This window comes from Bacillus sp. 204(2023) (assembly GCF_037027505.1).
GTDB classification, from domain to species: domain Bacteria; phylum Bacillota; class Bacilli; order Bacillales; family Bacillaceae; genus Bacillus; species Bacillus subtilis.
In genome coordinates this window covers 342,508-360,564 of record NZ_JAXCHE010000004.1, presented here as the reverse complement: position 1 = coordinate 360,564, position 18,057 = coordinate 342,508, and the positions used below count along the sequence as shown (strand labels likewise).

22 protein-coding genes are annotated in these 18,057 nt (G+C 40.9%); 8 read left to right on the top strand and 14 right to left on the bottom strand.

Going from position 1 to position 18,057, the window contains the following annotated elements:
- Window positions 1-77: 77 nt before the first annotated feature.
- Window positions 78-977: a CPBP family intramembrane glutamic endopeptidase gene (locus WA279_RS11360; RefSeq protein WP_024572853.1), complete on the top strand. Its 900-nt coding sequence runs from the start codon at window positions 78-80 to the stop codon at window positions 975-977.
- Here the strand turns inward: WA279_RS11360 and WA279_RS11355 are convergent.
- From WA279_RS11355 to WA279_RS11335, 5 genes are all read right to left on the bottom strand, one after another.
- Window positions 974-3,043: a thioredoxin domain-containing protein gene (locus WA279_RS11355; protein ID WP_336155436.1), complete on the bottom strand. Its 2,070-nt coding sequence runs from the start codon at window positions 3,041-3,043 to the stop codon at window positions 974-976. The genes WA279_RS11360 and WA279_RS11355 overlap by 4 nt on opposite strands.
- Before the next feature lie 63 nt (window positions 3,044-3,106).
- Window positions 3,107-4,030, bottom strand: coding sequence for a DMT family transporter (locus tag WA279_RS11350; RefSeq protein ID WP_336155435.1), 924 nt, complete (start codon window positions 4,028-4,030; stop codon window positions 3,107-3,109).
- Window positions 4,027-4,440 (bottom strand): MerR family transcriptional regulator, encoded by a 414-nt coding sequence (locus tag WA279_RS11345; RefSeq protein ID WP_050982296.1) that lies wholly within the window; start codon window positions 4,438-4,440, stop codon window positions 4,027-4,029. The genes WA279_RS11350 and WA279_RS11345 overlap by 4 nt, the downstream gene beginning before the upstream one ends.
- Before the next feature lie 552 nt (window positions 4,441-4,992).
- Window positions 4,993-5,559 (bottom strand): dihydrofolate reductase family protein, encoded by a 567-nt coding sequence (locus WA279_RS11340; protein ID WP_336155434.1) that lies wholly within the window; start codon window positions 5,557-5,559, stop codon window positions 4,993-4,995.
- A 159-nt stretch (window positions 5,560-5,718) separates the two neighbouring features.
- The gene (locus WA279_RS11335; RefSeq protein WP_217000635.1) at window positions 5,719-6,075 is read right to left on the bottom strand and encodes an MmcQ/YjbR family DNA-binding protein; all 357 of its coding nucleotides are present in this window, start codon (window positions 6,073-6,075) and stop codon (window positions 5,719-5,721) included.
- Between the two features lie 387 nt (window positions 6,076-6,462).
- On the opposite strand from WA279_RS11335, the gene satA reads away from it, so the two are divergent.
- Complete coding sequence (gene satA, locus WA279_RS11330; protein WP_336155433.1) at window positions 6,463-6,984, top strand: streptothricin N-acetyltransferase SatA; 522 nt, start codon at window positions 6,463-6,465, stop codon at window positions 6,982-6,984.
- 67 nt (window positions 6,985-7,051) lie between these two features.
- Here satA and WA279_RS11325 read toward each other — a convergent pair whose 3' ends face one another.
- Window positions 7,052-7,654, bottom strand: coding sequence for a YczE/YyaS/YitT family protein (locus WA279_RS11325; RefSeq protein ID WP_336155432.1), 603 nt, complete (start codon window positions 7,652-7,654; stop codon window positions 7,052-7,054).
- A gap of 1 nt (window position 7,655) precedes the next feature.
- On the bottom strand, window positions 7,656-8,096 hold the full coding sequence (locus tag WA279_RS11320; RefSeq protein ID WP_336155431.1) for a GNAT family N-acetyltransferase: 441 nt from the start codon (window positions 8,094-8,096) through the stop codon (window positions 7,656-7,658).
- 119 nt (window positions 8,097-8,215) lie between these two features.
- Here WA279_RS11320 and WA279_RS11315 point away from each other — a divergent pair, with 119 nt between their 5' ends.
- Both WA279_RS11315 and WA279_RS11310 read left to right on the top strand, forming a co-directional pair.
- On the top strand, window positions 8,216-8,668 hold the full coding sequence (locus tag WA279_RS11315) for a MarR family transcriptional regulator (RefSeq protein WP_217019865.1): 453 nt from the start codon (window positions 8,216-8,218) through the stop codon (window positions 8,666-8,668).
- Between the two features lie 165 nt (window positions 8,669-8,833).
- A complete protein-coding gene (locus WA279_RS11310) occupies window positions 8,834-9,496 on the top strand; it encodes an MBL fold metallo-hydrolase (RefSeq protein WP_336155430.1) in 663 nt (220 codons plus the stop codon).
- Window positions 9,497-9,545: 49 nt separating this feature from the next.
- Here WA279_RS11310 and WA279_RS11305 read toward each other — a convergent pair whose 3' ends face one another.
- Both WA279_RS11305 and WA279_RS11300 read right to left on the bottom strand, forming a co-directional pair.
- Window positions 9,546-9,923, bottom strand: a complete 378-nt coding sequence (locus tag WA279_RS11305) for a VOC family protein (RefSeq protein WP_336155429.1) — start codon at window positions 9,921-9,923, stop codon at window positions 9,546-9,548.
- An 87-nt stretch (window positions 9,924-10,010) separates the two neighbouring features.
- Window positions 10,011-10,589, bottom strand: a complete 579-nt coding sequence (locus WA279_RS11300) for a LysE family translocator (RefSeq protein WP_160244387.1) — start codon at window positions 10,587-10,589, stop codon at window positions 10,011-10,013.
- Window positions 10,590-10,717: 128 nt separating this feature from the next.
- Between WA279_RS11300 and WA279_RS11295 the strand changes: the two genes are divergently transcribed.
- On the top strand, window positions 10,718-11,605 hold the full coding sequence (locus tag WA279_RS11295) for a LysR family transcriptional regulator (protein ID WP_336155428.1): 888 nt from the start codon (window positions 10,718-10,720) through the stop codon (window positions 11,603-11,605).
- 24 nt (window positions 11,606-11,629) lie between these two features.
- Here the strand turns inward: WA279_RS11295 and WA279_RS11290 are convergent, their stop codons facing one another.
- The 3 genes from WA279_RS11290 to WA279_RS11280 form a co-directional block, all read right to left on the bottom strand.
- Entirely contained in the window at window positions 11,630-12,109 is a 480-nt protein-coding gene (locus WA279_RS11290) for a hypothetical protein (protein WP_047183503.1), read from the bottom strand.
- An 82-nt stretch (window positions 12,110-12,191) separates the two neighbouring features.
- Window positions 12,192-12,635 carry a GNAT family N-acetyltransferase gene (locus WA279_RS11285; protein WP_047183502.1) on the bottom strand — a complete coding sequence of 148 codons (444 nt, stop codon included), beginning with the start codon at window positions 12,633-12,635 and terminating at the stop codon, window positions 12,192-12,194.
- Window positions 12,636-12,648: 13 nt separating this feature from the next.
- The gene (locus tag WA279_RS11280) at window positions 12,649-13,527 is read right to left on the bottom strand and encodes a LysR family transcriptional regulator (protein WP_047183501.1); all 879 of its coding nucleotides are present in this window, start codon (window positions 13,525-13,527) and stop codon (window positions 12,649-12,651) included.
- 186 nt (window positions 13,528-13,713) lie between these two features.
- Between WA279_RS11280 and WA279_RS11275 the strand changes: the two genes are divergently transcribed.
- Window positions 13,714-14,928 carry an MFS transporter gene (locus tag WA279_RS11275; RefSeq protein WP_047183500.1) on the top strand — a complete coding sequence of 405 codons (1,215 nt, stop codon included), beginning with the start codon at window positions 13,714-13,716 and terminating at the stop codon, window positions 14,926-14,928.
- A gap of 33 nt (window positions 14,929-14,961) precedes the next feature.
- Here the strand turns inward: WA279_RS11275 and WA279_RS11270 are convergent, their stop codons facing one another.
- The gene (locus WA279_RS11270; protein ID WP_047183499.1) at window positions 14,962-15,801 is read right to left on the bottom strand and encodes a pentapeptide repeat-containing protein; all 840 of its coding nucleotides are present in this window, start codon (window positions 15,799-15,801) and stop codon (window positions 14,962-14,964) included.
- A gap of 145 nt (window positions 15,802-15,946) precedes the next feature.
- Between WA279_RS11270 and WA279_RS11265 the strand changes: the two genes are divergently transcribed.
- Window positions 15,947-16,336, top strand: coding sequence for a YybH family protein (locus tag WA279_RS11265; RefSeq protein ID WP_015483969.1), 390 nt, complete (start codon window positions 15,947-15,949; stop codon window positions 16,334-16,336).
- Between the two features lie 67 nt (window positions 16,337-16,403).
- Window positions 16,404-17,192, top strand: coding sequence for a hypothetical protein (locus tag WA279_RS11260; protein ID WP_336155427.1), 789 nt, complete (start codon window positions 16,404-16,406; stop codon window positions 17,190-17,192).
- A gap of 37 nt (window positions 17,193-17,229) precedes the next feature.
- Here WA279_RS11260 and WA279_RS11255 read toward each other — a convergent pair whose 3' ends face one another.
- Window positions 17,230-17,967 carry a MerR family transcriptional regulator gene (locus WA279_RS11255; RefSeq protein WP_336155445.1) on the bottom strand — a complete coding sequence of 246 codons (738 nt, stop codon included), beginning with the start codon at window positions 17,965-17,967 and terminating at the stop codon, window positions 17,230-17,232.
- Window positions 17,968-18,057 lie beyond the last annotated feature (90 nt).

Here is an 18,057-nt window from a genome sequence, read left to right as displayed (position 1 = left end):
CCAAAACAGTAGATTCATAGACCAATTTATGCAAATATATAGTAATATTCTCATTGAAAGGAAGAGACATAGAAGGAATGAATTCATTTATCCGTCCTATAGAAGGAAACAATACGTTGTGGAGATATTTTTTCGCTTTTTTGGTGATGGTAGGGCTATATGTATTCGGGAATATAGCTTACCTTTTCGCTATACTGTTCACGGTTATTGTGAATCCCAATATCACGTTTGATTTGGATGAAGCTGTGCTGAGTGATCCCCTCGTAGATCTTTATTTGTCCCATGTGATTTATTTATTCGCCATTCCGGGAGTTTGGCTGGCTGTACGCTTTATTTTGAAGCGGCCTTTCCGAACTGTGATTACACCAAATTCAAAGATGAATTGGCGGAGAATTTCCTTTGGTTTTATTGCTTATTTCTTGCTGATGATCGCCGTACAATTGATTGATTTTGTGATTCATCCAGACAATTATTCAATGCAAGCCTTTGATACATCACGATTTATCTGGCTGCTAGCGGCTGCCCTCATTTTGGTTCCGATTCAGACATCAGCTGAGGAACTGTTTTTCAGGGGATTTTTGCTTCAAGCTTTCGGGAGATTGACGAAAAATCCTCTATTTTTGACACTGATTGTTGGAGGATTGTTTGGCGTATTGCATTTTGCGAATCCAGAAATGAACAACGGCGCTGTCTGGGCAGGAATTGAGTATTTAACATTTGGGTTTGTGTGGACCTATTACACGATTAAAACAGGAAGCATCGAAATATCACTTGGCGCCCATGCCGCGAATAATATGTTTTTGTGTATGTTTATTACAGAAAAAAACAGTGTGTATGGAGGAATTCCTTCTCTCTTTACGGTTACGCGGGGGAACCCGATGTGGGAGGCTTTCTTTACGATAGCGGTCAATCTTGTGTTTGCGGGGATCGCTTTATGGTACCATAAGAAATCAAAAAGTAAGCAGCAAGGGTCTTAATCCCTGCTGCTTATTAATGTGTGGATCGCTTCTTCAATATTTGTTGTCGGCTGTTGGCAGGCGAAGTTTTCACAAATATAAACGGTTGTTTTGCCGTCTATGATGCGGTAGTCTGCCGCGAATGGCGCAATGTCTTTGCATTGATCAGGATGCTCTGCTACCAGAATGGAGTCGTTAGGCTTAAAGGCTTTTTGAAGCTCCGCTATAATTTGTTTTCTGGCTGGATCGTCTGCGCTGCCAAAAATCACGATTTCTTTTTTAGGCATCAGATGCCTTAACACACTTTGCATAAAGAAAGCATGGCCGCTCGGATACGCTTCTATGTCTGGCTTGAACACGGAAAACATCGTTTCCGCTTTTTCGATCAGTGATAAGTCGCCTGTGACTTGTCCAAGACGCAGCAGCTGAACTGCTGCCACACTGTTTCCGGAAGGCACGGCGCCGTCGTACACTTCTTTTTCCCGTACGATTAAGGCTTCTGCATCGTGTCCGGTGAAGTAGAATCCGCCATGCTCCTCATCCCAAAATAAGCCGATCATATCGTCTGTCAGTTTCTTCGCTTTTTGTAAATAAGATAGATCAAACGAAGCTTCATAGAGATCCAGATAAGCCCATAGGAGAAAAGCGTAATCGTCGATAAAGCCTTTGTTTTTCACTTCGCCATCACGATATCGGACCATCACACGGCCGTCGATGATTAATTTGTTTTCAATAAATGTGATGGCGTCTTTCGCTAGAATGAGATATTTCGGCTCCTGGTATACCTTTGCCGCTTTCGCTAGACCCGCGATCATCAGCGCGTTCCATGAGGTCAGCACTTTATCATCGACATGCGGATAGGTTCTTTCCTCGCGTGTCTTCAAGAGCTGCTGTCTTGCGTCTTCGAGTTTGAGACTGAGCTCTTTTTCGGTTATCCCGGCATCCTCTTTGATTTGTTCTCGCTTTGTGTGAATGAGGTTCGGAATATTTTTGCCTTCAAAGTTTCCTTCTTCAGTGATGTCATACACTTGGCAATACAGCATTCCGAGATCGTCCCCGAGCGTTTTCAGAATCTCTTCCTTTGACCACACGTAGTACTTTCCTTCTTCTCCTTCTGTATCCGCGTCTAAAGCAGAGAAAAAGCTTCCGTCTTCATGAGTCATTTCCCTCTGAATGAACGTAATGATCTGCTCACAAATCTCTTTGTAACGGCTGTTTTGCGTGACCTGATAGGCTTCTGTATAAGAGGTCAGCAGTAGCGCATTGTCGTACAGCATTTTTTCAAAGTGGGGAACGAGCCACTCGTCATCGGTCGAATAGCGGGCGAACCCATAGCCGATATGATCGTAAATGCCGCCATTCGCCATGCTGTCCAGCGTTTTCGTCACGTTGTATAGAGCGTTCTCCTGCCCCGTATTGTGATGATAACGAAGCAAATACATCAGCATATGGGGCATCGGAAATTTCGGTGCCTGCCCGAAACCGCCATAGATCGTATCAAACCCGCTGGCAAGCTGCTGGAATGTCCGGTGAATCGCTGACTCGCTAAGGCCTTCGCCTGATTTGGCGGCTGTTTTGGTCTGCAAATGTTTAGCGGCGTTCTCCGCAATATCCTCGACATGCTCGCGGTCGTTCGCAAACGTCTCAGACAGATGCTCAAGCACATCAACAAAACCGGGACGATTGAATTTGCTCGTCTTTGGAAAATATGTACCCGCGTAAAACGGCTTTTGATCAGGCGTAATAAATACATTCAGCGGCCAGCCGCCCTGCCCGGTCATCAGCTGGCAGATTCTCATATAAACAGAATCCACATCAGGCCGCTCTTCCCGGTCGACTTTAATCGCCACAAACCGTTCATTGAGAAGACGCGCGATTTCTTCGTCTTCAAAGCATTCGTGGGCCATAACGTGGCACCAATGACAAGTCGAATAACCGATGCTGACCAGAACCGGCTTGTTTTCGCGTGTTGCTTTTTCAAATGCTTCTTCTCCCCAAGGGAACCAGTCCACAGGGTTGTGGGCGTGTTGGAGTAAGTAAGGAGACTTCTCAGCGATTAGTCTATTGGGTTTACTTTTGTTTGGCATGGGATCACCTTCTTTCTATAATTAGTGTATATTTAACTTAACACACTTTCTCAAAAATAATCCCTATTTCTTTATATAGCTGACTGTTCTAGTATTGTACTGAGGTATACGTATTACCCCCGAAGCGGTTAAAACGCCTAATATAACTAACACAGCCCCAATAACTTGAAATATCTTTATTGGTGTTCCAACGGCAAATGAAATAATCATCGTTACAACGGGAACAAGGTTGAAAAATAAAGATGTTTTACTTGCCCCAATCTCTTTAATCCCCTGATTCCACCATAGGTAACCCAAAACACTTGTAAAGAAAGCCATAAAGGCAATTGCCCCCCAAACTCCAATCGGGATGTTCGATAAAGAAACAGGTTTGGATGTAAATAATGAAACTACTATTAAACTAACAGCACCGATAACCATCGTATAAGTGGTTGTAGATAGCGGAGTGCCATCTTTTACAAACCGTCGTCCAAGTACACCGTAAAGTGCCCAACAAACGTTACCTGTAAAGATTATTAAATCTCCCCCTGAAATTGATAAGGTTTTAATGGTTTCGATAGAACCTTGTGTAATGACTAGCAATACACCGATGAATGCAAAGAATATGCCGAGCACTTGTTTTTTTGTCATTTTGTCCTTTAAGATAATTCGAGCGAGAATTGCTGTTAATAAAGGATTCAACCCCATTATTAATGCCCCGTTAACGGGAGACGTATATTTTAAACCAACAAAAAATAATACATTAAATCCAAATATTCCCACAATCCCTAGAACAATGTATGAAACGGCGTTTTTCCGTAATTGACTCTTCTTTATACCTTCAGTAAAAATCAAAATGAGGAGCATCACCGCAGCAGCTAAACCGAAACGCCATGCCGCAGAAGACGATGGTGAAAAATATCCAACCGTATATTTTGCAAGATTAAAAGTAGCTCCTGTAAAAATAGAGAAGCCAATTAACATCAGATATATATTTAAATGTTTCATTTGTTTTCCACTTCCTCTTTCAAAATTGAATAATATGTATCCAGTTTTCCTTTTGTAGTAGAAATTACTTCTTCCAGCTCCCTTTTTTTAATCTCCATTTTCTCTAAGTGCTTGGTTAAAATCTCAATACGTTTATTTATAGATGGGGAGAGTTGTGCTGATTTAACATCTGAATTGATTTTTTCCAAAATGCAGCCGTCTTTGACAAACTCATTAATATCCTCCAAAGACATACCTGTTTCCTTTAAACTTTTAAGGAATGTCATGAACTGAATATCAGTTTCAGTATAAAAACGCCTTCCACTGTTTTTTCGTTTTGGTGGTGGAAGTAACCCAATCTTTTCGTAATATCTTAATGTATACGAGCTAATACTAGTCTTCTCAGCAGCTTTACTAATGGAATACAACAAACATCATCCCTCTCTTTTGATTAAAGTTAGTTTACAACTTAGAGTTAACTCTAAGTCAAGCAAATAAAAAAAACCTGCTACCGCTTGGGTACGGATTACAGGTTTTAGAAAATGAATAACATAAAAGGTAAACTGTATTATTAGAACAAATGGTATTATCGTTTAAAATGGCTTCTGTTAATGGAGTTCCGCACGAGTTGATTATCCTAGGCCACGAATGGCATGTTCTTTAGATTAGGCATCGTTAGCTATACCCACTAGATACGAGGACAGGCTTGTTTTCGCGTTTCGTTTTTTTATAAATACAGAACTTAGCTGAGTTACTTAAAAGAGGGAGAATAAAATATACTATAATGTTTAATTAAGTTAATTTGTCCTTTTCAGTCTTCTTTTCTTTTAATACAAGAGAATGGATATTTTTGGCTCTGTTGAAATTTGATGTTGATAATTCAATAGTATTAAGGGGAACCCATTGGATTCCCCTTTAATTCAATAAGAAAAATAACTGTCGAGTGTTACCTTACAATGTATATTTTGGAGGGAAATATTTTTTTAGCCATTCCAATGATAAACGATTTGCACAACGCCAGAGGAAAATGTTCTTGTATTCACCATTTTTAAATTTATCCTCTGTTTTACATCAATAAACAACGGTTTTCCTTCTCCCAAAACAACAGGGTGAATAGATAATCTAAATTCGTCAACAAGCCCCAAATTTATAAAAGTTGTAATGAGACTCGCTCCACCATATAGCCAGATGTCTTTACCAGGATTTTCCTTCAATTTATTTACTTCTTCAAGGATATTATCATTTATAAATATGGCTTGATTATCAATCTCATTTTGTGTTCTGGAAAAAACATATTTCTTTTTACTATGAACCAATTTCCAAAGTTCCTTTTCTGTATCAGGGTCTTCATTTTTTGGAATATATTGTCCCCATATATCGTAGCTTTTTCTACCATATAAAATAGTATCAATTTGATTTAAAAAATCAGTAAACCCCATATCAGGGTCCATAATGCACCAATCAACTTCTCCATTTTTACCTTCAATAAAACCATCTAAAGTAACTGCTAAATCTAAAATGATTCTTCTCTGTTTTAAGTTATTTGTCATAACTATTCATCCTTTTCCATAAGAAGTTGGTTGAAATTCTTCTCCCACTCTCGCACTAGATGAACTAAGTTGCATTTGTGGACAGAGTGAAGAACAGTATCCTAAAATGAAAGTGCCCACTACTCTTCGCAGCTTGATTAGCAGGAACACTCTTTATCTTCACTTGGTTAAATGAAAGCTCTGCTCGATTAAGTTATAGATTTCGCCTTCTGGATCTGTCCGTTCTAAAACAATTGAAATCCAATGTTCCTTATCCATATGATATCCGGGTAAGATATTTTCCTCGTTTCTTAAGCTATCACTTATTTCAGGGGGACATTTTAGATTTAGAATATCTATTTCGCCATGACCATCCAAGCCTAATTTTTCTGGGAGAACATTCATGATAAGACCGTACCATTTTTTGTTTGATGTATGTCTCAAAGAAGCATAGTTTGGGTATTTCTCCCACGGGTAATCAGGCGATGTACCGTATTTTTCTTTGACGTGTTTAAAGATATCTTCTCTTGTTAACATACTCAATCACTCCTTTATTCGCTCTCATTCTTTCATAGAAAAAACAAAGGTCAACGGATCTTAGGTAGTATTTTGGACATGTCACCAATGGCAGAGTTATATCTAATGCTTCTAATCCCCACGGGTACCTTTCAACAAGATTGGGCGGGTTGAAGGAAGTATACTTTTTCATATTGATGAATCTATTATTGTTAGTAGGCACGGGATCATCTATTCCTTTTTACTGTACCACAAGCCTCTGTTGAAATACCCCATTAAGACAGTGAAATAGAAAAAACGCTATATATAAAAGGTAATGGATGCTGTTCTTTTAAAGAGTGCCCTTTTGGAAGCTGTTATTGATAGAAACGAGTATGCTAATATAATCTCGTTTAGGAGGGGATTGATATGATCAAGAAAATGACTCAATTGAATATGAAAGATTTCAATAAACCAAATGAACCTTTCGTTGTTTTTGGGAGAATGATACCTGCTTTTGAAAACGGTGTTTGGACATATACTGAGGAACGATTTTCTAAACCTTATTTTAAACAATATGAAGATGATGAAATGGATGTTAGTTATGTTGAAGAAGAGGGAAAAGCGGTTTTTTTATATTATCTTGAAAACAACTGCATCGGCCGGATTAAGATTCGTTCTAACTGGAATGGGTATGCACTAATAGAGGACATTGCCGTTGCAAAAGACTATAGAAAAAAAGGCGTTGGAACAGCATTATTACATAAAGCGATTGAGTGGGCAAAGGAGAATAAATTTTGTGGCCTTATGCTTGAAACACAAGATATTAATGTTTCAGCTTGTCATTTTTATGCCAAACATCAATTTATAATAGGTGCAGTTGATACGATGCTTTATTCCAATCTTCCAACAGCAAATGAAATTGCGATTTTTTGGTACTATAAATTTTAATTTATCATAAAATTATTGAACGAAACGTAGCTTGTTTTGCGTTTCGTTTTTTCAAAGAAGAGGTTTTTTAACCCCTTCTATTCTTTGATAAGAATTGTTTTTCCACAATAGGCATAAAAACGTGAAGGAGCATTCCTCCTAAACAGACGGTTAATAGGGTTCCGATGCCGATAGGGCCTTTAAAGACGATGGCTAATACTAAGAAAAGAGCGTATACCAATGTTCTTGAAAACAAGATTGTTCTTTTGGAGAGATCTCGGATAATAAGTGTTAAATGATCGATGGGTGTTGATGCGAATTTCGTCTGAAGATAGATGGCTGTTCCAAGACCGATGAGCACCAAACCAATTCCGAAACAAATCAGTTTGCTTAACAACGCGTTTAGATAGAGGGTGTTTTTTACAACAAACAACCATAGGTCAATGCCTATTCCAGTAATGAATGCTGTAATCAAGCCCAGCAAAAGAGGTTTTTTTCTCGTTAATATAGCGTTGCAGATTAAGAGGATCACAGAAATAAGGACCTCCCAGCTTCCTACGGTAAGTCCGACTTCTTTTGACAGACCAACCAAAAGGGCATCGAAGGGTGATGTGCCCAGTCCTGATTGTATGGTTAAGGAAATGCCCAAACTTAATATGAGTATACCTAATCCGTAAAAAATATATTTCATGTTAAATCCGCGATATTTCTTTTGTCATCAGGACGTGAGGGATGCCGTCTTCCATAAATTCCTGTGAAGAAATCTGGTAGCCCAGTTTTTTATAAAAGTCTGTTGCTTGTGTTTGACCATGCAGCTTACATGCAGTCAGTCCTTTTTCTTTTATGATTTCTTCTAACCCGCTTACGATGACTTTCCCCAATCCATACTTACGGTAAGGTTTTAGGATGCAGATTCTTTCCAGCTTTGCTGTATGGTCAACGATGCGCACACGGCCCGTGCCGACAGGCTGATTCTCATAATATACCAAGACATGCTGGCATTGTTCCTGGAGCGTATCAAATTCATCGAACTCTTCGGATTCCGATACATGTTGCTCCTCAATGAAAACTGTCTTTCTAATATTCAAAGCTTCATGTAAATCAGCTTCAGTTGTTATTCTTTTTATATTCATTATGAATCAATCCTTTTCTGATATTAGTCTGGACTGTACAGCATGCATGTGGTCTTATAATAGTAAGGGTAAAACATTTTTGTTGTAATTGCAACAAAAATACGTGAGGGGTTTTAGGAATGAATGATATTTTGCGTGAGATCGGCATGATAGCAAGAGCGTTGGATTCCATAAGCAACATCGAATTTAAAGATTTGGACTTAACAAGAGGGCAGTATCTCTATCTCGTACGTATATACGAAAATCCGGGAATTATTCAAGAAAAATTAGCGGAAATGATAAAAGTGGACCGGACAACGGCCGCGCGGGCCATTAAGAAGCTGGAAATGCAGGGATTTATTCAAAAACTGCCGGATGAGCAAAATAAAAAAATAAAAAAACTGTTCCCGACTGAGAAAGGGAAAAAGGTATATCCATTGTTAAGAAGAGAAGGAGAACATTCCACGGAAGTGGCCTTGTCCGGTTTTACTGCAGAGGAAAAGGAAACCATTTCTGCACTCCTTCATAGAGTGAGGAAGAATATAGAACGTGATTGGGAATATGTCAAGAAGGGGAACAAAAGGGATTATTAATGGACAATGTTAACAAGTCGAGCTGATGCTGGCGAAAATCGGCGTCTCCTCCTCAAGAATACCAGTCTGCTGGAGTGTGGGGCCATTTTCAAGATAATCTGCCTGGTCCGTTCACTTCTGTTTTCTTTAAAAACTATCAAAAAATCTCCAAAGGGAGTGGTTTTGATGAACTTGAGACAGCTATCAGAACATGTCTTTCAATGTGAATTTGAGCTTGATGTGCCTCTTCGTATCCCGGTTCATACTTGGTTTATCAAAGATGGTGATGATGTTTATATTGTTGATACGGGAATAGAACGTTTTGCTGATGCTCAAATTAGGGCAGCACTCGCGATCGGCGATCCAAAAGCCATCTTGCTTACTCATGGCCACAGTGATCATATCGGAGGTGCATCAAAATGGTTAGAGAGATTTGATATTCCGATTTTTGCGCACCAGAAAGAACTAAAGTACATCAATGGGGAAGAGCCATATCCGAACAAAAATGAAGTGGAGAACACAGGGGTAGCCCATATTGTCCAGCCGCTGACGGAGCAAACGCTTGCTCACCTGCCTCTGAAATACTATTTAACACCTGGCCATTCGCCGGGGCATGTCGTGTATTATCATAAAATCGATCGTACGCTATTAACGGGCGACCTTTTTATCACAAGTAAGGAGGATTTACACCCACCTATAAGAAGATTCAGTGTTGATATAAATGAGAATATCGATAGCGGCTCAATCATAGATCAAATCAAACCAACGCTCATTTGCTCTTCACATGGCGAAGAAATTCTTTATAACGAAGAATTGTATAAAAACTATGTGGTAAGGTATAGGGATTAATGGAAGTAAGAAAAAACATACCAAATGAATTGGTATGTTTAGAGGGGATTTAAATATACTCCGAAATCTCAATGAGGTTCTGATCGGGGTCTCTTATATAAACAGATAGAATCGGGCCGAGTGCACCGGTTCTTTTTATTGGGCCTTCCTCGACATTGACGTTTGTTTTCTTGAGATGCTCCATCACTTTATTGATGGGTTCATCCGTGATCATACATAAATCGCCAGATCCCGGGAGCGGGTGCTTGGCTTTAGGTTCGAATTCATGACCGGCCTCATGCAAGTTGATTTTTTGATTGCCAAAACACAAGACTTTTCTGCCTGCGCCAAATGTTTCTTCTTCCATTCCCAAAACAGATGTATAAAAGTCGATCGTTTCTTGAAGGTTTTGTACAGTCAACACCAGATGATCAATTCGTTTGATCAAGATGAATTCCCTCCTTTTAGGTAATCGAAATAACGAAAATCATCACAATCACTAGATGACCTGCTTTATAAGATAGATTTACAGGTGCTACAGATAAATACTGACGGCAGAGTAAACAAGCAGCAAACACATAATAGTGCGAAATGCTTTATCGTATTTGTCAAAGAGTTTTTTGAACACAGAGCCGAATCCTGACCATAGCAGCAGCGCCAGCCAGCCGAGAATGATGGCTAATGTGAGATAAAGAATGACCGATGTCATTGAATGCTGGAACGGAAGGATAAATGCACTCATCAATGTTAAGAAGAACAGAATGCTTTTGACATTGATTATCTGAAAAATAAAACCTGATAGAAAAGAAGAATGCACATCTTCAGAATCCTTCTTTGCTTTTTTGGACATGCCGACCTGCCATGCCAAATAAAGCAGATAGACTGCACCTGCTATTTTGAAGTATGGCTCTGCAACCGGAATCCATTTGTATAGTCCTATCGTAAATACACCGCTTAGAATCCCAAGGACTGCAAAACCTGCCAAAATGCCGCTATTGAAACGCCATGACCCTATAAAGCCAAACCGCCGCGCTTCATTCATCATTAAGATGTTGCTCGGGCCAGGCGTAATGGATGTCAAAATCACATACGAAAGAAAAGCTATTATACTCATAACATCACCTTCATTTACTAATGTCGTACGGGGCAGTTTTTATTGTATGATAATGATATCTATAAATAAAATTGAAATATAAAAAGTCATTATCATTTTTTTCAATAGATCATAAAAGGAGAAATCGTATGGAGATCAGACATCTTATCACGTTTCAGACCATCGTAGAAAAGGGGAGCTATACAGGCGCCGCGGCGAAGCTAGGCTATACGCAATCCACGATCACCACTCATGTCCAAGCGCTGGAGCAGGAGATCGGAGGGGCGTTATTCATGTACGAGAAAAGGCGTTTAAGACTGACGGCTTTAGGAAGAGAATTGATCCCTTTAGCTGAGGATTTACTATCAACCCATGAACAAATCAAGAATATGCAAAACGTTCACGTAGTTAAGGGTGTGTTGAAAGTAGCGGCACCTGAGTCGTTAACCATTTCCAGACTCGGACCGATCATAAGAGAATTTTCACTAAAATATCCTCATGTCAAAATCATCTTAAGCAACGGCACATGCGGACAAAATCAGGTAGATTTGTTAAGCGGACGGGTCGATATTGCATTAATGGTCTATCCGGACATTCATATCGAAAAATGTGTTCATTACACGTTAACCAAGGAAAAGATCGTCCTTGTGGGCAGTATGGATGGGCCGGATCATTTTGATGACTATAAACAAGAAAACAGCAGCCAATTCTTTATCACAAATGAAGAGGGCTGCAGTTACCGGTCGATGTTTGAACGATACCTTGTGAAGCATGACATCAGCGGTTTTCAAACGATGGAGCTGTGGAGTATCGAAGCAATCAAACAAACGGTTATGAGCGGGCTTGGATTTTCCGTTTTGCCTTATATCACAGTGAAAGAAGAAGTGGAGGCGGGCAAGCTGAAAATCCTTCATCATGCTGAAACCCTTGATCCGCTTTACTCTCATATGTTACTCAAAAAGAAAAAATGGCAGCTGCCTGCCGCAGAGGCTTTTGCGGAGCTTGTTTTACATTCAATTCATGAGCAAAAGGAGTGAGTGTCAGGCTCACTCCTATTCTATTTAAATTACGGCTGTGAGCTTTGGTTTTACAAATTTCATGAAAATCCCTCTGACTAATGGGCCCATAATCAGTAATTGCAATGGATAGGCCAGGATGAAATTTTTCAACACAATCATAAGATAAGCACTGAAGAGGCTGTCCCCGTTCAGCCCATTTGCTAGAACCGCTGTCACTAAACCGAACACAGACATACAAAGTACCATGCCAATCACCATACAAGTTGACATGGCAAGGATGACATGAATTTTTTTAGTCTTGTCGAACGGCATACGGAATGCAATCTTCTTGGCGAGGGGGCCCACTAACAGTAAATCGAACAGGAGGGCGACCATAAAACCGATGACCATTTCAAAAACGGTCATCAGTGAAAAATCCTGAATGGCTCCGTTGATGATGGCATTGTAAATCGACATGACGCAGACCATTCCAAAACACATCATCACGCCAAATATAAGACTCTCTTTTTTATTTGCTGGCATACAATCATTCCTTCTCTTCATAATCGGTGATTAGTATACCAATGAACTGTTCATGCTCATAAGTGACAAATTTGTGAACAATCTATAGCGCAGAATCGTCTTGTTTTGTCATCAGCACATGCGGAATGCCATCCAACATAAATTCTTCTGATGCAGTCTGATAGCCTAGCTTTTCATAAAAGCCTGCCGCCTGTGTCTGGCCGTGCAATTTGAAGGCAGAAATGCCTTGTTCTTTCACAATACGTTCTAATGCATCGACGATTATTTTTCCCAGACCGAATTTGCGGTAAGGCTTCAGAATGCAGATTCGTTCCAGTTTCCCCGCGTGGCCAACGATACGGACACGTGCAGTGCCAACAGGTACATTCTGATGATAAGCCAGGATGTGCTGGCAATCACCGTGGAGTGTATCGAACTCATCGAATTCATCCGAAATGGGACAGCCTTGTTCCTCTACAAATACTGTCTTTCTGATTTCAAACGCTGTATGTAAATCCTGTTCTGACGTGATTTTTTTGACATTCATGTTTGAATCCTCCCTACTCAGAAAAATGGCTGATGACGTATTGTTTAAAGGTCTCAGCAACCGGTGATAAAAACCTGCCTTTTATCCAGGCAATTCCTATGACACGCTGACATTCCGGCCAGCTGACGCGGATTTTGGTGATTTTGCTTTGGTCTAAGCCTTTCAGGTCTGGGAGAATAGATATGCCCAGTCCGGCTGCCACAAAACCTGCGGCAGTAGCTGCTTCTTCTCCTTCAAACATAATGTTCGGCTGTATATTGGCCTTCTCAAACAGCTCATCGACCGTCATCCGAAGCGCGTAGCCTTTTTTCAATAAAATAAAACGCTCCCCGGCAATCTCATTCAGGGTAATGCTTTCGCGACTGGCTAATGGGTGATCATTTGGCACAAATACAAAGAGTTCTTCACTCCACAGCTTGATCCATTGGATCGGATTTTCAGGCTTAATCGAAGCGAGGAGACAGAGGTCCAGATCCCCAGATTTTAATCGTTCAAGCAGCCAATAAGAGTGGTTTTGCTTCAGCTGGAAGGCAATGTTGGGGTATTCCTGCTGAAAGGAGCCGATGAGATCGGGCACGAGCGTGGTGCCTAATGTATGCAAAAAACCGAGAGAGACTACGCCTTGGTCTGGCTTTAATAAAGCTTGGATTTCTTCTTTTCCTTCGGTGTACTCTTTCATCATCGCCTGAACCCGCCGCAAAAAAATGTGTCCGTATTGATTTAAGCTAATGGATCGTCCTTGCCTGTCAAATAGCGGGACACCCAAATGATTTTCCAGCCTGGCGATAGAGCGTGAAAGCGCAGGCTGTGTGATGGAGAGGCTTTTTGCAGCTTTCGTCACATGCTGCATCCGGGCGAGTGTTTGAAAATATTCAAGTTGTTCCCATTCCAATTATCATCCCTCCTTATTACATATAAGCATGAAAAGGATATTTTATATGCATTATACAACATATATCAACGGTGCTAAGATAATAATATAAACAGACTCGAGGATGTTTGAAATCGGAAGAAATAAAGGATGGTTGTTTATGAATTACAGTGCTCCACAACATGATGAGGGACCGATAAAGTCCCGATGACATACATTCAAAAAGGCACACCGGTTTTTCGAAAAATTACGTTTGCTTTCTTCGCTGCGGGTTTCAATACATTTGCGATTCTATATTGCGTACAGCCGCTCATGGAGGAATTCACGAGGGAATTTCATGTGACGCCTACTGCGGCGAGTCTTTCTTTATCTGTTACCACAATGCTGTTAGCTGTGAGCATGCTTGTCTTTGGTTCATTATCCGAGGTGTGGGGGCGCAAGCCGATTATGGGTATTTCCATGCTGGCCGCATCGGTTCTCTGTCTGGCATCGGCTTTCAGTCCGAACTTTCATACACTGCTCGTATTGAGAACCGTTCAAGGCGTTGCGCTCGCAGGCCTTCCGTCGATTGCGATGGCTTATCTTGGAGAAGAAATTGAACCCGGAAGTCTTGGATCAGCGATGGGGCTGTATATCAGCGGAAACGCAATCGGCGCCGTTTTCGGAAGGATCGTTTCCGGGCTCCTGAGCGAGTACTTGAATTGGCATATGGCGATGGGGTCAATTGGTGTCATTAGTTTGATTGCTAGTATTATATTTTTTATGAATTTGCCGCCATCCAGGCATTTTACGCCAAGAAAATTGAAGCTCGGGAAATTGGGAATGTCTCTGATCGGCCACTTGAGGGACCGTAAACTATTCAGCTTGTTTCTCATTGGTTTTTTACTGCTCGGAAGCAATGTTGCATTGTTTAATTACATTGTGTACGTGCTGTTGGGCCCGCCGTATTCGCTTAATAAAGCATTTTCCAGCTGGATCTTTATTGTGATGATTGTAGGCATTTTCAGCTCGTCTTTCATTGGAAGAATGGTTGATCGGTATGGCTATCCGAAAATATTGGTGATGAATATTTTCATCGTCATTGCAGGTGCTTTATTCACGATAAACAGTATGCTGGCAGTGAAAATTCTGGGAATTGCCCTCTTTACATTCGGTTTTTTCGGAGGGCATTCAGTTGCCAGCAGCTGGGTGGGCAGGAGAGCCCTTTACAACAAAGCACAGGCTTCATCGCTGTATTTGTTCTTTTATTACGCCGGTTCAAGTGTTTTCGGAACAATCGGAGGGCTATTCTGGTCTGCTTTTCACTGGCTGGGCGTTGTCGGTATGATCACCTTCATGCTGCTGGTTGCGTTATGGCTGTCGGGATACTTGGCAAGAAGTGTGAAAATGCCGGATAAAAGGAACGAAAAAGGATTGAATTGATCAGTAAAAAAGGACCGTTAGCGGGTCCTTTTTTTATTTCCAATGGGCAGGGATTCGTAAAGACAGCGGCAGCTTTGTGTTCGAATCGCCGTTGGCGGCGTTCACCTGTGCCTGTGTCAGAAAGATGCTCCCGGTCAGGTCGGCGCCTCTGAGATCAGCGTCTCTCATATCTGCACCGATAAAGTCTGTCATTCTCAAATCGGCATTTCTCAGATCTGCGGCTATGAGCAGTGCCCCTCTTAGGTTTGCTCCTCGCAAATCAAGCCCTTTCAGTTTCGCGCCGATCAGGACACTTCCCTGGCTGACTTTTTTCGGGAGTTTTGGATGGCGGGCTTGGGCACGCACCAGTTCACTCGTTTTTAACAGCCATTCATTGACCTCAGCTCGATGCTCGTCCACCTGCAGTGTCAGCAAGCGCTCTTTGCTGAGTCTGGTGAGCCTTTCTATTTTTTCGAAACTGGTTCTCAGTTCAGAATGAATCGGCTTGGCTATATCTATAGATAGAGCTTCATGTAAATACCAGAGCATTTCGTGCAGCTGCTGCATGATAGGAAAAACGTCAAACATCTGGTTGGCCGTTTCGGGGCTGTTTCGCCAATCCTTTCCCTCATAAGTGATTTGGGATACTTTTTGGCCGGCGCCAAAGCATTCATATGCAGAGCAGCCTCGAAATCCTTTTTCTCTGAGATTTTTATGTATAGAACATTGATAGTTTGATTGTAAGTTGCGGCAAGGCGTGCCCCCGTCTTTATCAAAAGCAAAATCTGCCGACTTCGCATAAGGCAAGGCGACACAGCACAGGCCAAAACAGTGCTGGCAATCCGCACTTAAATCATGATGTATATTGTCATGTAACGTTACTTCCGCAGACAATAATGTCCACCCCTTCACTTGGGTACTTTGTTAAATATATCTATTTGATTATATAGGAAAAAAGGATACTTTTCATTTTGTTTTCACGGTTTCAGTGATCTAACGATGTATAATATATCCAATCATGATGATTGGGGGAAGTCATTTGGAACAGCAATTGAAAGACATCATCTCTGCATGTGATTTGGCAATTCAAAATGAAGATTTTGATACACTGATGAATTATTATTCGGAAGATGCCGCTTTAGTTGTGAAGCCGGGCATGATCGCGCGAGGCAAAGAAGAAATCAAAAAAGCGTTTATCACGATTGCGAATTATTTCAATCATCATATTGTCCCGACACAAGGGGAAATGATCCTGTTGGAAGCAGGTGACACGGTACTTGTCCTTTCTCAGACACTGCTTGATTCGGATAAAAAGGACTCCGAGTATACGATGGAAAGAAGGGCGACCTATGTATTTAAGAAGAATGCGCAAGGCGAGTGGCTTTGTGTAATCGATAATTCATATGGTACGGATTTAATTGGTGTGTAAGATATGTCTTTGATGTGTCATTCCTGCATATAATGATTCATTCAGCTGATTAGGGAAGGTGACACAATTGAATGTGTATGACATCAGAATGGCTCCTTATTGGTTTTATGAAGGCAGAGGACTTGTTCAACATCCATACGTATTTCGGCAGCCTGTCTCCTCACGTGCAATCATTGCATCTACCCGCGGCGATGTCACGGGAGACGGCGTTATTGACGAGGTCTTTCTAACTGGAAATCAAATGCCCGGCAGCCCGTTATGGAGAAATATCACATTGGTGATCCGTGATGGCAGAACCCATCAGGAGCAGCAGATTCAGCTTCAAAACAATATGGGATACAATCCGTCACTTTTTCTGGGGGATATGACAGGCGACAAGATTGAGGATGTGGCAGTGGTAATAGACACAGGGGGAAGCGGCGGTGCTATTTATGCATATGTGTTTGCCTATCTAAACAGGCAGTTCCGGCGAATTTTCAATTCAGATGTATTGAATGATGAATTAAAGTACAGTGTGAGGTATCAAAATCAATATAAAGCGAGCGTCATCAGTCATCAGCAAAACGAAACGTATATCCTCGACCTTACTTACAAAGGCAGGGAATATTTGAATGAGATTTATAACAGCCAAGGTGTGTTAAAAATGCCGATAGAAGGATGGGTGAATCCTTTATCGGGCTTGTATCCGGTTGATTTTGACAGAGACGGCGTATACGAATTATTGGCGTACCAGCGGATAGCGGGAAGGTATAACGCCGACTCATTGGGATATGTTCAAACCGTATTAAAATGGAACGGACGGCGTTTTGCCGTTGACCGGCAGAATGTTTCGATTGTTGGCGGTGCTGTCTCGTAATCCTGATGGCTGTCACCCTATAAAGGGTAACAAAACATTACAGGTGTTCTGCAACGACAACCAAATAATAAGATAAACCGGCTTGCTGCTCTTCTAACATTCCTCTATGGAAATCATCTTGCATAAAAAAACGTGTTTGTTTTACGTAATCTTCTTTACTTGTCGGATGCCCGTTCTGATTTAGGAACTTAAGATGATTCATGACATGCTCTTGCACGGAAGGGTCATGATACGTTACACCATTTCTTAAAAAATCAGCCAACCTATCAAGAAAATGTTTAGCCTCTATTGCCATTTTGTTCATTTCATCGACATTGATTGTATGTGTATCCAATTCAAAATCGTAACGCTCTTTTAAATACCCATTTTGTTCTGCTAAAGATTGTTTCCATTCTTCAGCGCTTTCAAATCCTTTAAACATTACCTTATGATCCATGTTTTCACCTTTTCTCGTGTATTCTAAAGATGTGTTGACTGTTTGAATGAGACGCTGATACTTTTCAATTTTCTTTTCAAACAGCTTTTTTTGTTTTTCTAATGTACTTGTTCTTTCAGCATCCTCATTTAATAATCTTTTGATTTCTGACAAAGGAATATCTAATTCTTTGTAAAAAAGGATTTCCTGCAGTCTTTTTAGTTCGTCAGCACCATAGTACCGATATCCGGCTTCGCTTATTTCCTTTGGGGCTAGCAAGCCGATTTTGTGGTAATGATAAAGCGTTTTGATTGTGACATTCGCAATATTGGATCGTTCTTTTACTGTTAATTTCACCATCTGACTCCTCCTTTCTTCTTTCACTATGAGGCCTTACCTTTGGTTGGAGTCAAGGATAAAATGGTGGTGTTTTCGTCCGAGAACAGCCTA

Excerpts from the sequence above, each read along its gene's own strand:
- WA279_RS11360 (WP_024572853.1), top strand. The coding sequence starts at position 78 with ATGAATTCATTTATCCGTCCTATAGAAGGAAACAATACGTTGTGGAGA.
- WA279_RS11355 (WP_336155436.1), bottom strand. The coding sequence starts at position 3,043 with ATGCCAAACAAAAGTAAACCCAATAGACTAATCGCTGAGAAGTCTCCT.
- WA279_RS11350 (WP_336155435.1), bottom strand. The coding sequence starts at position 4,030 with ATGAAACATTTAAATATATATCTGATGTTAATTGGCTTCTCTATTTTT.
- WA279_RS11340 (WP_336155434.1), bottom strand. The coding sequence starts at position 5,559 with ATGACAAATAACTTAAAACAGAGAAGAATCATTTTAGATTTAGCAGTT.
- WA279_RS11335 (WP_217000635.1), bottom strand. The coding sequence starts at position 6,075 with ATGTTAACAAGAGAAGATATCTTTAAACACGTCAAAGAAAAATACGGT.
- satA (WP_336155433.1), top strand. The coding sequence starts at position 6,463 with ATGATCAAGAAAATGACTCAATTGAATATGAAAGATTTCAATAAACCA.
- WA279_RS11325 (WP_336155432.1), bottom strand. The coding sequence starts at position 7,654 with ATGAAATATATTTTTTACGGATTAGGTATACTCATATTAAGTTTGGGC.
- WA279_RS11320 (WP_336155431.1), bottom strand. The coding sequence starts at position 8,096 with ATGAATATAAAAAGAATAACAACTGAAGCTGATTTACATGAAGCTTTG.
- WA279_RS11315 (WP_217019865.1), top strand. The coding sequence starts at position 8,216 with ATGAATGATATTTTGCGTGAGATCGGCATGATAGCAAGAGCGTTGGAT.
- WA279_RS11310 (WP_336155430.1), top strand. The coding sequence starts at position 8,834 with ATGAACTTGAGACAGCTATCAGAACATGTCTTTCAATGTGAATTTGAG.
- WA279_RS11300 (WP_160244387.1), bottom strand. The coding sequence starts at position 10,589 with ATGAGTATAATAGCTTTTCTTTCGTATGTGATTTTGACATCCATTACG.
- WA279_RS11295 (WP_336155428.1), top strand. The coding sequence starts at position 10,718 with ATGGAGATCAGACATCTTATCACGTTTCAGACCATCGTAGAAAAGGGG.
- WA279_RS11290 (WP_047183503.1), bottom strand. The coding sequence starts at position 12,109 with ATGCCAGCAAATAAAAAAGAGAGTCTTATATTTGGCGTGATGATGTGT.
- WA279_RS11285 (WP_047183502.1), bottom strand. The coding sequence starts at position 12,635 with ATGAATGTCAAAAAAATCACGTCAGAACAGGATTTACATACAGCGTTT.
- WA279_RS11275 (WP_047183500.1), top strand. The coding sequence starts at position 13,714 with ATGACATACATTCAAAAAGGCACACCGGTTTTTCGAAAAATTACGTTT.
- WA279_RS11255 (WP_336155445.1), bottom strand. The coding sequence starts at position 17,967 with ATGGTGAAATTAACAGTAAAAGAACGATCCAATATTGCGAATGTCACA.